This is a genomic window from Streptomyces sp. NPDC097619, assembly GCF_040302735.1.
Taxonomy (GTDB): Bacteria; Actinomycetota; Actinomycetes; order Streptomycetales; family Streptomycetaceae; genus Streptomyces.
In genome coordinates, this window is the sequence record NZ_JBEOSD010000039.1 from 1 (window position 1) to 13,138 (window position 13,138).

At 72.0% G+C, this 13,138-nt stretch carries 11 protein-coding genes; 5 read left to right on the forward strand and 6 right to left on the reverse strand.

What is annotated here, in order from left to right:
• Nucleotides 1-117: 117 nt before the first annotated feature.
• The 3 genes from ABTZ17_RS13655 to ABTZ17_RS13665 form a co-directional block, all read right to left on the reverse strand.
• On the reverse strand, nucleotides 118-1,077 hold the full coding sequence (locus tag ABTZ17_RS13655; RefSeq protein WP_352195757.1) for a ParB/RepB/Spo0J family partition protein: 960 nt from the start codon (nucleotides 1,075-1,077) through the stop codon (nucleotides 118-120).
• A complete protein-coding gene (locus ABTZ17_RS13660; protein ID WP_352195758.1) occupies nucleotides 1,074-2,306 on the reverse strand; it encodes a ParA family protein in 1,233 nt (410 codons plus the stop codon). Before ABTZ17_RS13660 ends, ABTZ17_RS13655 begins: the two co-directional genes overlap by 4 nt.
• A gap of 135 nt (nucleotides 2,307-2,441) precedes the next feature.
• Nucleotides 2,442-2,900, reverse strand: a complete 459-nt coding sequence (locus tag ABTZ17_RS13665) for a carboxymuconolactone decarboxylase family protein (protein WP_352195759.1) — start codon at nucleotides 2,898-2,900, stop codon at nucleotides 2,442-2,444.
• A gap of 751 nt (nucleotides 2,901-3,651) precedes the next feature.
• Between ABTZ17_RS13665 and ABTZ17_RS13670 the strand changes: the two genes are divergently transcribed.
• Both ABTZ17_RS13670 and ABTZ17_RS13675 read left to right on the forward strand, forming a co-directional pair.
• Complete coding sequence (locus ABTZ17_RS13670) at nucleotides 3,652-5,043, forward strand: MFS transporter (RefSeq protein WP_352195804.1); 1,392 nt, start codon at nucleotides 3,652-3,654, stop codon at nucleotides 5,041-5,043.
• 584 nt (nucleotides 5,044-5,627) lie between these two features.
• The gene (locus tag ABTZ17_RS13675; RefSeq protein WP_352195760.1) at nucleotides 5,628-6,110 is read left to right on the forward strand and encodes a winged helix DNA-binding protein; all 483 of its coding nucleotides are present in this window, start codon (nucleotides 5,628-5,630) and stop codon (nucleotides 6,108-6,110) included.
• A gap of 54 nt (nucleotides 6,111-6,164) precedes the next feature.
• On the opposite strand, the gene ABTZ17_RS13680 is transcribed toward ABTZ17_RS13675, so the two are convergent.
• The gene (locus ABTZ17_RS13680) at nucleotides 6,165-7,301 is read right to left on the reverse strand and encodes a helix-turn-helix domain-containing protein (protein ID WP_352195761.1); all 1,137 of its coding nucleotides are present in this window, start codon (nucleotides 7,299-7,301) and stop codon (nucleotides 6,165-6,167) included.
• Between the two features lie 120 nt (nucleotides 7,302-7,421).
• Between ABTZ17_RS13680 and ABTZ17_RS13685 the strand changes: the two genes are divergently transcribed.
• The gene (locus tag ABTZ17_RS13685) at nucleotides 7,422-8,354 is read left to right on the forward strand and encodes an alpha/beta hydrolase (RefSeq protein ID WP_352195762.1); all 933 of its coding nucleotides are present in this window, start codon (nucleotides 7,422-7,424) and stop codon (nucleotides 8,352-8,354) included.
• Between the two features lie 1,062 nt (nucleotides 8,355-9,416).
• Here the strand turns inward: ABTZ17_RS13685 and ABTZ17_RS13690 are convergent.
• Nucleotides 9,417-10,346 carry a ScbA/BarX family gamma-butyrolactone biosynthesis protein gene (locus tag ABTZ17_RS13690; protein ID WP_352195763.1) on the reverse strand — a complete coding sequence of 310 codons (930 nt, stop codon included), beginning with the start codon at nucleotides 10,344-10,346 and terminating at the stop codon, nucleotides 9,417-9,419.
• A 111-nt stretch (nucleotides 10,347-10,457) separates the two neighbouring features.
• Between ABTZ17_RS13690 and ABTZ17_RS13695 the strand changes: the two genes are divergently transcribed.
• Together ABTZ17_RS13695 and ABTZ17_RS13700 are read left to right on the forward strand one after the other, a co-directional pair.
• Nucleotides 10,458-11,093, forward strand: coding sequence for a ScbR family autoregulator-binding transcription factor (locus ABTZ17_RS13695; RefSeq protein WP_352195764.1), 636 nt, complete (start codon nucleotides 10,458-10,460; stop codon nucleotides 11,091-11,093).
• Between the two features lie 244 nt (nucleotides 11,094-11,337).
• Entirely contained in the window at nucleotides 11,338-12,108 is a 771-nt protein-coding gene (locus ABTZ17_RS13700) for an SDR family NAD(P)-dependent oxidoreductase (RefSeq protein ID WP_352195765.1), read from the forward strand.
• Nucleotides 12,109-12,319: 211 nt separating this feature from the next.
• On the opposite strand, the gene ABTZ17_RS13705 is transcribed toward ABTZ17_RS13700, so the two are convergent.
• Nucleotides 12,320-13,063, reverse strand: coding sequence for a TetR family transcriptional regulator (locus ABTZ17_RS13705; protein WP_352195766.1), 744 nt, complete (start codon nucleotides 13,061-13,063; stop codon nucleotides 12,320-12,322).
• Nucleotides 13,064-13,138: the final 75 nt, after the last annotated feature.

Here is a 13,138-nt window from a genome sequence, read left to right on the forward strand (position 1 = left end):
GCTCTTCCTATCTTTTTCCCCATCTTCATCCGTTTGTGGGGGTTATACCGGCTTTACCCCCTTTAACACCCCCACGTGCTGTTCCGTGACGGGCGGTTCGGATCCGGTCCGTGCTGGTCAGGCGCGGGCCACCAGGATGTTCGTGACCGCGGTCAGTTCGGCGGGGGAGAGCTGGGCGATCAGTTCCTCGGCGATGCCGGTGGCCGTGGCCGCGTGGATGTGGATCGGGGGGCGGGCGGGCCGCTCGGTGGTGCTTCCCGTTGCCTCGGCTGGGGGCCGGGGAGTGGTGGGCGAGGAGGTCGTCGCCGCCGGTGGGGGCGTCGTGGCCGGGGTGGTCGCGGTCGGCGGCTGGGTGCGTTGGCGGGGCGGGGTGGTCGGTGCGGTGGACTCCTCCGCGGCCGCCGCCTGCTGGTCCTGGGGGAGGCGGCCGATGCGGCGGGCCGGTTCCACCTTGAGTTCGCCGGTCTCCACCTTCTCCTGGAGGCTCGGGGTGAGGTTCAGGAGGCTGAGGCGCTGGGAGACCCAGGCCGGGGTTTTGCCGAGCCGTTTGGCGACGGCCGCCTGGGAGCCGTGGACGTCGACGAGCTCCTGGAGGGCGCGGGCCTGGTCCATCGGGGCCACGTCCACGCGGTGGATGTTGGCGATGAGCGCCGATTCCAGGATGTCCGCGGCGCTCGTGGAGAGGGCGTCGTTCACGTGGATGTGCATGGTCTTGAGGCCGGCCAGGCGGGCGGCGGCCAGGCGGCGGTTGCCGTCGATGACCACGTACGGGGCCCGGCCGAGGCCCTCGATCTGGCCGGGGTGGGCCTCCATGAACGCCATGCGGGTGGCGACGGCCAGGGGCTGGAGCTGGCCGCGGACCTTGAGGGACTCCGCCATCTCCTCGATCTCGGTGAGCTCTTCGCGGAGGTTGAACGGGTTGTGGGTGAGGGCCTCGATGGGGACCTCGGAGGGTGGGAGGACTCCGGAGGTGGGGGCGCCTGTGGCCTCCGCGATGGCGGCGCGGCGGGAGCTGACACTCACGGGCTGGGCGGCGGCGAAGGACGCCGAGACGCGGAGCTTGTCTGCCTTGCTCATGAGATCTCCCGTGCGAGGGCCCGCAGGACCACGGCCTGGTCGCCCTTGGGGGCGTAGACGAAGAGGGGCTGCTTGAGGCGGACGGCCTCGCGCTGCTCCTTCAGGTCGGGGACGACGGCCACGACCCGGGGGTCCTTGATGTCCAGCCAGGACTGGAGGGAGGAGGTGGCGATGTAGCCGCGGCGGCCGTCGTAGAGGTTCACGACGAGGCCGAGGTAGTCGATGTCGAGGCTGAGGTCGTCGCGGAGGTCGTTGATCTGGGAGGTGAGGAGGTCGTAGGCGTCGGCGGAGGAGTCCTCGGCCTGGACCACGATGAGGGCGCCGGAGGCGCCGGGCTCCTCGGAGGGGCGGCGGCGGCCGTAGTAGATGGCCGCGTCCATGGAGAGGCCCAGGCTCGGCGGGCAGTCCACGAGGATGACGTCGTACTCGGACTCGATGGGGGCGAGGGCGCGTTCGAGGGCGGCCTCGCGAGCGCGGACGGTGGAGAGCCGCACGTCGAGGAGGAAGGCGTCGGTGCAGGAGGGGAGCAGGTGCAGGCGGTCCCCGAAGCGTTCGTCGGGGATGGGGACGATGAGGTCCTGGAGGGGGCCCTGTCCCTCGCCGGCCATGTGGCGGGTGAGGCTGTCCCCGCCGATGGGGGCGGGCTGCTGGCCGAGCTGCTTGGTGAGGTGGCCCTGCGGGTCGAAGTCGACGAGGAGGACGCGCATGCCGAGACCGGGGAGGTCCTCGCGGTCGAGGACCGGTACCTCGTCGGTGTGCTGGGCGAGCTGACGGGCGATCCGTACCGGGTACAGGCGGGCCGGGTCCTCGGCGAGGGCTTCGGCGGTACCGGCGGTGATGGCCGTCTTGCCGACGCCGCCCTTCTGGTTGCAGACCACGATGCGGCGGACCACGGAGGGGCGCTGGACGGTCGGGGCCGGGTTCTTCTCCAGCCACAGTTGGACGGCCTGGGCCAGGCCCTGGATGAGGGAGACCCCGCGGTCCCGGGCGTGGGTGCGGAACTCTTCCCACTGGCCGGCCGGGAGCCAGGTGGAGAAGGACTCGGCTCCGGAGGTGGTGACGGGGGAGGGGGTGGAGGCGAGTGCGGTCCAGTCCGCGATGCCCTGGTGCACGGCGTCCTGGATGTCGACGCGCAGTTGGGCGGTGCGGACCTTCAGCTCCTGGCGGAGCCACGGGGGCAGCTTGGAGACGACCTTCTCTCGGTCGGCCTGGGACGGGGACGAAGTCATGAGGGGGACTTTACTAACGTTCTGTTGGGAACGTGGCACCAACACGGAAAATTACTAACGTTGGGCCGTTGGGGGACGTGGGTGGGGGCGTTAACGGCGTTAACGCCGTTAACGCCCCCGGGGCGGTCGGGTGGGTCAGGACCAGGGGGCGCCCGCCTGCTGGCGGGTGGCCAGGTTGACGCGGTTCCAGAGGTTGACCGTGGCGATCGAGAGGATCAGGGCGGCGAGCTGCTGCTCGTCGTAGTGCTTCGCGGCCTGCTCGTAGACCTCGTCCGGGACCGCGTTGCTGATGTCGGCGACCCGGGTGACCGCCTCTGCGAGGGCCAGGGCGGCCCGCTCGGCTTCCGAGAAGTACGCGGTGTCGCGCCAGCCGGCGATCGCGTGGATCCGCTCGTCCGTCTCGCCGAGCTTCTTCGCGATCCGCGGGTGCACGTCGAGGCAGACGCCGCAGGCGTTGATCTGGCTGGCTCGGATGTGGGCGAGTTCGAGGGTGCGCTCCGGGATGCCGGTGGCCGTCACGGCCTTGCCGAGTGCGGCGAGGGCGGGCATGGCACCGGGGACGACGAGGGCGGGATTGCCCATGCGAGCGGTCATGGCGGGCTCCTTGGCTTGAGGGGAGGGGACTGGAGGGGAGGCGAGTGGAGGGGAGTGGTGCGGTGCGGGTGAGTGGCTGGGCCGGGTGGTTCGGGCTTGCACAGCACTGACGGTGGGGGGTCGGGAAGTGTGACCGGGGGCGGCGGGATTTCTTTTGGAGGGGGGGCGGGCTGGGGGGTTCGGAGGGAGTCGGAGGGGGGCCGGAGGGGGTGGGGGCGAGAAGTTGATCATTAACGGCGTTAACGCCGTTAACGGTCCGGGGTGGGAGGAGGGCCGGCTCGCGTGCGCGGGCTCCCGAGGGCGGGTGTGCGGGGGTGGGTGCGTGGGGGTGGGTGGGCCGGGGTTCGGGTCATGGGGGTGGGGGCTTCCGGTCAGGTGGGGGAGTTGCGGGGTCGGGGGCGGTGCGGGGTCGTTAGGGTCCGCCGTGGCTCGGGGAAGGGGACCGGCTCGAGATCGCCGGGTGTGGGTGAGCGCGGGGTGAGTGGGCGGGAGGGGGCCTGGGTTCGAGGTCGTGCCTCCGCGTCCTGTGCGGGGCCGGGCGGGCGTCGGTGGGTGTGGGCGGCGGCGGAGTGGACGGGGTGGTGGGGTGTCCGAGGACGTGGTGCGGGGGACCGGGGCGAGTGCGGCCGGAGGTCGTGTCGGGGAGGGGGCGGCTGCCGGCGGTGGCGTTCGTGGGATCGGTGAGCTGGGTGGGCCCCGTGGGCTCGGTGGGGGAGGAGGTGGTGGGGGTGGTGGGGGTGCGCTGGTGGGGGTGTGCCTCGGGTGGTTCCTCGTGATGGTCGACACGACCGTCGTGACGGTGGCCCTTCCCGCGATCGGGGCGGGGCTCGGGGGCGGTACCGGGCTGTTGCAGTGGGTCGTGGACGCGTACGCGCTCGCCTTCGCCGGGCTGTTGTTGACCGGGGGTGCGCTCGCGGATCGGTTCGGGGCCCGGCCGGTCTACCTCGGGGGGACCGTGGTCTTCGCGGTCGGGTCGGTGGGATGTGCGCTCGCGGGTACGGGTGCCGCGCTCGTCGCGGCCCGGGCCCTGCAGGGCGTGGGGGCGGCCGCGCTGATGCCGAGTTCGTTGTCGTTGATCCGGGCCGCCTATCCGGATGCCCGGAGGCAGGCCCGGGCCGTGGGGATCTGGGGCGGGCTCGGCGGAGTGGCCGCTGCCTTGGGGCCGCTGCTCGGTGGGGCGCTGCTGACGGCGGTGTCCTGGCTGGCGTTGTTCTGGTTGAACCTGCCGCTGGCGCTGGTGACGTTGTTCCTCGCGCGGAGGTTTCGGGAGGAGCGGGGCGGGGCTGTTCCCGGGGACGGTGCGAGAGGCGAGGGACCGGGGCCGGGGCGGGGGCGGGCACCGGGTGGACGACGGGGTGGTGGGTTCGATGTGTGGGGGCAGGGGGTCGCGTTCGCCGCGTTGGTGCTGTCGGTCGCGGGGGTGATCCGGCTGGGGCACGCGGGAGGTGGTGGTGAGCTCGCGTCCGGGGCGGCGTTGACGGTGGCGGGGGTGGCACTGGGGATCGCCTTTCCGTACGTGGAGCGGCGGCAGCCCTCGCCCGTGGTGCCGCCCGGGCTCTTTCGGAGGAGCTGTCTGCGGGTGGCGGTGGTCACCGGGTTCGCGGTCAACTTCGGCTTCTACGGTCAGTTCTTCCTCGTGACCTTGTACGTGCAGCAGGTGCGGGGGCTCTCCTCGTTGATGACCGGGCTGCTGCTGGCAGTACAGGCGGGCGGGGCGGTGGCGGGAGCACCCTTCGGAGGCTGGGCCACGAACCGGTTCGGTCCGCGGACCACCACCCTGGTGGGGCTCGTGCTGGGGACGGCGGGGTTCCTGGCCCTGGCCGTCTCGGACGCCGGGTGGGGGTTGGGGTGGTTGGCCCTCGCGTTGTTCGCGATCGGGTTCAGCATCGATACGGCGATGACCGCCGTGACGGCGCTGGTGTTGAGGATCGCTCCGCGGGGGCAGGCCGGGGTCGCGACCGGGCTGTTGACCACGATGCGACAGGTGGGGAGCGCCTTGGGCATTGCGGTGCTGGGGGCCGTGGCCGCGGTGGCCGGGGGAGCGGGCGGCGAGGACGGATTTCGGGTGGCGATGGCGGTGGCGGGGGCGGCCTACTTGCTGTCGGCGGTGGCGGTGCGGATCGCTGCGCCTGGAGGGCGGTAAGGGGAGGGGAGTGGTGCTGACGCCGCGGACGCTTGTGCGGCGTTGAAGGGGCTGGGGCTGGGGCTGGGGCTGGGGCTGGGGCTGGGGCCGGGTGGCGCGAGTGGATCATTAACGGCGTTAACGCCGTTGACGCTGTGACGGGGCGGTGGCGGGCGGGTGCGGGTGCGGGGCGCGTCGGTGTGGGTGGGGTGGGGACTGTTGGTGTTGGTGGCGCTCCCTGGGAGAGAGGGCGAGTGGATCATTAACGCCGTTAACGGTGGCGTGGTCGGTCGTGGCTTTGGCCGTTGCGTGGAGGGAGAAGTGGATCATTAACGGCGTTAACGAGGCTGGGGCGTTCCGTGGGTTGGTGGGGCGTTAACGCCGTTAACGGGTGGCGCTGTTGTGGGTGGGGAAGGACCGGCCGGGGTGTTGAGGGCTCGGGCTCCTGGTCGATGACGACCGGTGTGGAGATCCCCGGCGCGAGGGTGAGTTGACGACGTTTCCGTTCTGGTGGTGGGGGTGGGCGGGCGGTGTGCTGGGGTGGCCGAGGAGAAGTCGATCATTAACGGCGTTAACGCCGGGTGGGGAAGTGGATCATCAACGGCGTGGACCAGGGGCGGCTGACGGATCAGGCCCCGGCGGATCCGGGTGCTGCGGACGAGGTGCTCGCGCACCAACCGGTGGGGTACTGGAGCGGGCTGGTGCACGAGGTGGTGACGCGGCGGCTGCGGGATCGCATGGCTCGGCTGGACGTCACGCAGCCGATGTACTGGGTGTTGAACCGGGTCGCGGGTGATGAGGAAGCCCCGGCGCGGGAGGACGTGGGCGCGCAGCTGACGCCGCTCGCGGAGGGGCCGTACGAGATCGCCCGGGTGGTGGAGCAACTGGCGTACCGGGGGCGGTTGCGGGTCGGTGCTCGGGGCGAGCTGTACCTCACGGAGGAGGGGGAGGCGGCTCGGGTCAGGCTGCGGGGAGTGGTCTCGGAGTTCCGGGCCGAGGTGCACCGGGGGATCGGGGACGAGGAGTACGTGGCGGCGTTGAAGGTGCTGCGGCGGATGGTGGCGAACGTGGAGGGCGAGGCGCCGTAGGACGGTCCGTGGGGAGGTCGCCGGGGGCGTTGACGGGTGTTGGTGTTAACGCCGTTAATGATCGACTTCGGGGGAGTCGTGGAGGCGCCAGGCCGTGAGGGCGAGGTGGGCGCGGGTCAGGCCGGTGGGTGTGGTCGGGTCGAAGCCCAGGGGGCGGGCGAGTTGGTGGAGGCGGCGGGCCACGCTGCTGTGGTGGAGGTGGAGGAGGCCCGCGGCACCGCGGAGTGAGCCGGTGGTGCAGTACGCGTCCAGGACCGCGAGGTCGTCGGGGGTGGCCGGGTCGGTGGCGAGGCGGTGGAGGGCCTGGACGTCCGGGTTGGCGCGTACGGCCTCCGGGGGCAGGTCCGCGAGGAGGGCGAAGGCGCCCAAGGCCGCGTGGGCGAGGACGGGTTCGCGCGGGGTGGTGAAGCGGAGCGCGGTGCGGGCCTGTCGCCAGGAGCGGTCCGGGCTGCCCGGGGCGCCGAGGCCGGCACGTACTCCGGTGGGGAAGCGGGTCGGGTCCACGGTGGTGGCGAGGAGCACCCTGGAGTCGGGGAGGCGGGCCGCCTTCACGGGGTGGGCGGGGCAGATCAGGCCGCCGATGCGGTCGAGCGGGTGGGTGGTGCGTACGGCCACGGCCTGGACGGGGCGATCGGGGGCGAAGCCCAGCAGGCGTAGGGCGCGGGTCCGGGCGGCTTCGTCGGTGCCCGGGCTGATGGCGAGTTTGACGAGGGCCGGGTCGGCCATCGTGGTGCGGGCGGGGCCGTAGCGCTCGACGGCCGCGGCGGTGGCGAGGGCCAGGCGGTCGAGGAGGAGGGCGTCGAGGGGGTGGGGTGGGCCGGGGCGCTCCAACCAGACGGTGCCGATCTCCTCTTCGTCGAGGGTGACGGGGGCGGTGCTGGAGGCGGGGGTGGGAGGGGTCGCGGTGGGTGCCGGTGTCGGTGCCGGGGTGCCGTCGGGGGAGGCGCGGTGGGCGCGGGTGACGGGAGTGGGGATGGGGCCGGTGCTGTTCCTGGGCGTGCTGGTGCTCGTGATCGTCGTGTCCGTGTGGAGGCGGATGCCCGTGACGCACTCGGCGAGGGCGGCGGAGGCTCGGGCCAGGGCGGGCAGGTCCACGCGGCGGCGCATCAGGGTGTCGTAGAACGCGACGATGCGGAGGGCGCCGTCCACGTACGGGTCGAGTCCCGAGAGCCGTAGGGCCAGTGCCTCCATGACCCGAAGCATAGGGAGGGCGGGCGCGGGCGGGGGAGCGACGGCCGGTGCGCGGACGGGCGTGGTCGGGCGACGGACGGCGGGGGACCCGGGGGATCGGGGCCCTTGAGGATGGCGGGCATGGACCCTGAACTCGAAGCATTCGTGGCGTTGTTCCCTTCGACCGATCTCGCGGATCCGGTGGCGGCACGTGAGCGGTTCGCCGGGCTGGCGGCCGCCGTGCCGGTGCCGGACCTGGGGGCTGTGGAGGTACGGGACCTGTGGGTGCCGGGCGGTGGCCCGGGCGGCGGCGCGGGGGCCGGGCGCTCCGTGGGGCCGGAGGTTCCGGTGCGGGTGTACCGGCCCGAGGGGGCTCGGGGTGCGGTGGTGTGGTTGCACGGGGGCGGCTTCACGATGGGCGATGTCGACACCGAGCATCCGTGGGCGGCGCGGCTCGCGGTGGGGTCCGGGGCGGTGGTGGTCTCGGTGGGGCACCGGCAGGCGCCGGAGGATCCGTTCCCCGCGGGGTTCGACGATGCCTTCGCGGTGTTGGAGTGGACGGTGGCGCAGGCGGAGGCGTGGGGGATCGATCCGGAGCGGATCGCCGTCGGCGGGCACAGTTCCGGGGGCGGGATCGCGGCGGCGGTGGCCCTGCGGGCCCGGGACGAGGGGGGTCCGGCGATCCGGTTCCAGCTGCTGAACCAGCCCTGCTTGGACGATCGGCTGGAGAGCTGGTCGGCGCGGCACGCGGTGGGGGCGCCGTGGTTCGACCGCGACAAGCTGGCGGCGGCGTGGCGGCACTACCTGGGTGGGCGTCCCGGAGTGCCGTACGCGGCGCCGGCGCGGGCCGTGGATCTGTCGGGTCTGCCGGCGGCGTACATCGCGACGGCGGAGTTCTGCCCGAACCGGGACGAGGACCTCGCCTACGGGATGCGGCTGTTGGAGGCGGGGGTGTCCGTGGAGCTGCACCAGTGGGCGGGGGCCTTTCACGGGTCGCAGGCGATCTTGTCGGCGGAGGTCTCGCAGCGGCAGAACGCCGAGTTGGGGGCGGTGTTGCGGAGGGCGTTGGGGTGAGGGGACCGGGCCTTCCCGAGGGGTGGGCTCGCCCGGGGGCGGGGCGAGGTGGCGTGGGGCGGGTTCGGGTGGGGCGAGGTGGGGTCTCGGTGGGTGCGGGCGGGGCCGAGTGCGGGTGTGGGTGAGTGGGTGGATCGGTGGGGGTTGGTCGGGCTGGGCTTGGTGAGGGCTTGGGGGTGGGGAGGCGGGTCTCGGTCGGTGGCGGGGAGGGACGGGATCGGGCCGAGTGCGGGGGGTGGGTTTGAGCGGGGACGGGGGCGGAATGCGGAGGGGCCGGGGAGGTGCGTGGGAGGGGGTGGGGAGAGGTGGAGAGGGTTCCGTTTGCATTCCGCTTATGGGTGTTCGGGGTCTGCTCGGGGCCGCGTCGTAGGGGTGTGAGGTGGGTCCAGGGGGTGGGTGTGACGGATGAGGGGTGGTGCTCGGTGAGGGGGTGTCGGGGGGTGCGAGACGGGGTCTGGCTCGTGGGAACGGTGCCGATCGGCCAGGTGGGTAGCCGGAATACGGACCTGTGGTGAGGCTCGGGGAGGTGGGGGTTTCCCGTGGGGGCTGCCGTGAAACTCCGCTGATTGGCGTGGCATGACTACTGCGATGTGTGTAGAGGGTCGTACGTGGAGGTGCGGCGGGGGTGTGGGCGAAGTGGGGGAGGTGGGCTGGTATCGGAGCGGGGCGGGGGTGGGTGTGGGGCGGGTCCGGATGGGGTGGGGGCCGGGTGCGTGGTTCCTGACGGTCCTGGGCGGGGCTGGGCTGTCGTGTGGGTGCGAGCCCGGTGGGGTGTGCTCGCGCAGTTCCCCGCGCCCCTGGGTGGGTGGGCGTGGGTTTCTGGATGCGGGGCGGAGGGGGCTGCTCGCGCGGTTCCTCGCGCCCCCGGCGGGGCTGGGCCGTTGTGTGTGTGCGGGCCGGTGGGGGTTGAGCGCGCGGTTTCCCGCGCCCCTGGGTGGGGCCGAGTCGTCGTTCGCGTGCGGGCCGGGGGCTGGGTGTTCGTGTGGGGGTTCTTCGTGCTTGTTCGGGCATGGGAAGAGGTCGCGGCTCGGGTGGATGCCGCGACCTCTGGGTGGGGCTGGTTCAGGGGGCCGTGAGGGTGATCGTCGAGGTGAAGGCCGGGGTGTCGTGGTCGCCTTGGCGGGCCGTGACCTGCAGGCCCTCCGCAGTGCCCGTGGGGTCGGCGGTGATCCAGCAGGGCGCGTCGAATTCGACGTACCGGTGGAAGGAGATGTCCATGGCCGCGGGCCAGGAGGGCTCTCCGGGGGCGGCGCATGCGTGGGCTGCCTGACGGGCCGCCTCCAGGAGGAGCATGCCCGGGACGTGGTCCACGGGGTGGTCGAAGAGGACGGGATGGGCGGTGTCCACGCGGAGCCGCCAGTGCCGGCCGGGTCCCGCGGGGGAGAGCACGACGTCCTGCGGGCGGTCCCGCCCGCAGAGCTCTTTCGTTAACGGCGGAGCGGGCTCGGGCACGTTCCAGAAGATCTGGCCCGGGTTGCCCTTGCCGGCGCGAAGCCGCTGGTAGAGGGCCGGGGTGTGACAGTGGAAGCGAGTTCCGGCCACGGCCAGCAGAAGATCGCCGCGCATGATCTCGTAGTGCAGGTCCAGGGAGACAGGGAGTCCCCGCCGGTAGGTGATGTCGGTGACGCTCACGTGGAGCTTCAGCTCCGCGGGGGTGCGCTCGACGCGCATGGCCGGCGTGTGGACGGCGTAGTGGAAGTGGGACCAGCTCAGCTGGTGTCCGAAGGGCACACCGAAGGCGGTGTGGGTGAGGAGCGGCAGCGTCTGGCGGACGGTCTCGCAGAGCAGCAGCGGGTCGTACAGTCCGTGCTCGGAGGCGTAGAAGCCGTGGTACCGGGGCCATTGGGCCTCGATCGTGAAGGCGTCCGCGCCGTTCTGGGACCAACCCGTCAGGAACACGTCGGCCAGCGCGGCCCGGTGCACGTATTCCTTGGCGACGGTAGAGGTCAGGGCAGTGGTGTCTGGTGCGGGGCGATCAGTCGATACGAGCATGCCATCCCCTTTGGCCTGCGGTATGTGGGGGCCCCTTATGACCTGTGAGGTCGTCGACCCGGACGGTAAAATAAAGTGCGTTCGCTTTGTTTGTCGAGAGAGGGTACGACCGTGGCGGAAGCTCGGCTGAAGCAGGAACGGGCGGTGAAGACACGGCAGACGATCATTTCCGCGGCTGCCGAGGTGTTCGACGAGTGCGGTTACCACGGCGCCAGCATGCGCGAGATCATGAAGCGGGCGGGGGTCACGCTCGGGGCGGTGTACTTCCATTTCCCCAACAAGGAAGCCCTCGCGATCGCCGTCATGAATTCGCAGCCCGAGACGATCATGCCTAAGTTGGCCTCGGAGGGTCTTCAGCGTCTGGTGGACCTCACTCTGGTGTGGTCCCATCAGCTGCAGGTGGACAAGATCCTGCGGGCCGGGGTGCGGCTGGCCGTGGAGCAGACCGGCTTCGGTCTGCACGATCCGGAGTCCTATGAGGAATGGCGTCAGATCATGGAGGACTGTCTCCATGAAGCCCAGGACCGTGGCGAGTTGAGAGATTTCGTCGACGGTCGGAAGGTCGCGGAGTTCGTCGTCGGGGCCTGTACCGGAATGCAGCTCTACTCCGATCTCGTGGCGCGGCGCAAGGATCTGCCCCGGCGCACCGTGAACATGTGGGAATTGCTGATCCCGTCCATCGCGACGGAGCTCGGGCGCTCCAGTGTGAAGGTGAGCCTGCGGAGGGCGACAGCCCTCACTCGGTGACGGATTTTCCGGCGATGGTACGGGCCGGGAGCCGCGGGCGGGACCCGTGGAGCAGGGACGGCCGTGATCCGGCGGAGGCCGGACACGGGCCCGTCCCGTGTCGGCCCGCCGGTGGACGTCCAGGGACGGTTTCCCTCGGGCAAGGTTTCGGTCATACTCTCGAACACGCCGCGCCCGCGGTGCCCCAGTTGTGCATGTGACACCTGTCAATTGCCAGTGCCCCGTGCACCGTTGAAGGACGACCATGACCTCATCGCGCCTGTTGGAGAACAAGGTCGTCATGGTGACCGGTGCGTCCAGCGGCATAGGTGCCGCGGCCGCCCGGCTCTTCGCCGCGGAGGGCGCGGCGGTGGTGGTCACGGCCCGCCGCGAGGACCGGCTGGACGCCCTCGTCAAGGAGATCGCCGACCAGGGCGGCCGGGCGGCGGCGGTGGCCGGCGACATCACCTCGGTGGCCGACGTGGAGCGCGCCGTGGACACCGCGGTGGAGCTGTACGGGGGACTGCACGGCGCCTTCAACAACGCGGGCTGGGCCACCGCCGGGACCCTGCTGCACGAGACCGGCGACGAGGTCTTCGACCGCACCCTCGCCGTGAACCTGCGCGGGGTGTGGAACTGCATGACCCGGCAGATCCCCGTCATGCTGGCCTCCGGGTCCGGCGGGTCGATCGTGAACACCTCCAGCGTGGCCGGGCTCGGGGCGACCGGGGCCAGTGCCCCGTACGTGGCCGCCAAGCACGCCGTGATCGGGCTGACCAAGGCCGCGGCGGGGGAGTACGGGCGGCTGGGGATCCGGGTGAACTCGCTGGTGGTGGGCAGTACCCGCACCGAGATGATGCAGTCCGTGGTCGGTGAGAACCCGGCCCTGGAGGAAGCCTTCACGGTGCGCTCGATGCAGCACCGGATGGCGGCCCCGTCCGAGGTGGCGGAGGCGGCGGCCTGGCTGCTCAGCGACCGGTCCTCCTTCGTGACCGGGGCGCCGGTGCCCGTCGACGGCGGGTGGACGGCTGCCTGACGGGCGGCTGCCCGAGGGATGGTGCGCCCGCGGGCGGCGCCCTGGGAGCCCGACGCTTGGTGGGGCTGACGCTTTGTGCGGCGGGCTGAGGGCTGAGGGCCCGCGGGCTGAGGGCCTGACGGCCTGAAGTGACGGATGACCACGGGCCCGCCGGATACAGGGGGTCCGGCGGGCCCGTGGCGTTCTCCGGTCCGGTGCCGCCGCCGTGAGGTCAGCGGCGGCCGGCCGGGCGGCCGGGTTTTCGTTCGTACGAGACCCCGGGGAGGGGTCCTCGGACCGATCCGTTCCTTGGGGCCGGAGCCGGTTCCGCGGGTGGGGTCGGGCCACGCGGGGCGGGGTCCGGGAGCGTGCCGGCCATGTCCTGGCCGGGGGCCAGGATCCCGGCGAGCACCAGGGTCCAGATGCCCGCCAGCAGGGCGGCGGAGCTCTCCGTGGCGGAAGCGCCGGGCATCCTGGCCCGGCGGGCCAGGACATCGGCGCCGGTCACCAAGTGGACCGCGAGCGAGGCCACCGCCTCCGGCCTGGCCGTCGCCTTCAACTGCCCCGAATCCTTGGCCTCCTGCACGAGTTGACGGGCCGTCGCATGCCACAGCGCCGACCACTGGGGGGCACCGGGCCGTTCCCGTTCGAGGCGGAGCAGGGCCCGTACGACGAGCTCCTCCTCGACCTGGCGGGCCAGCTCCAGCGTGAGGGACACGAGTCTGCGCAGCGGCAGGCCGGTCCGGGCGTACACCCGGTCCACGGTCGCTTGCAGTGAAGCGCGGCCGGTCTCCTCCACGGCCCGCGCCAGATCCTCTTTCGAGGAGAAATGGAAGGTCAGACCTCCCATGGAGATGCCGGCCGCCTTGCAGATCCTCGACAGGGACGCGCCCGCGTACCCGTCGAGGTCGAATTGTGCGGCGGCCGCCTGTACGAGGGAATTGCGGCTCCTCGCTGCCCTTTCCTGTTTCACCATGATCTCTCCGGGTGCGATTCGTCCCAGAGTGCGCCTCCTGTCGCGTCCAGGGCAACGGAGAGTTGCCGAAGTGAC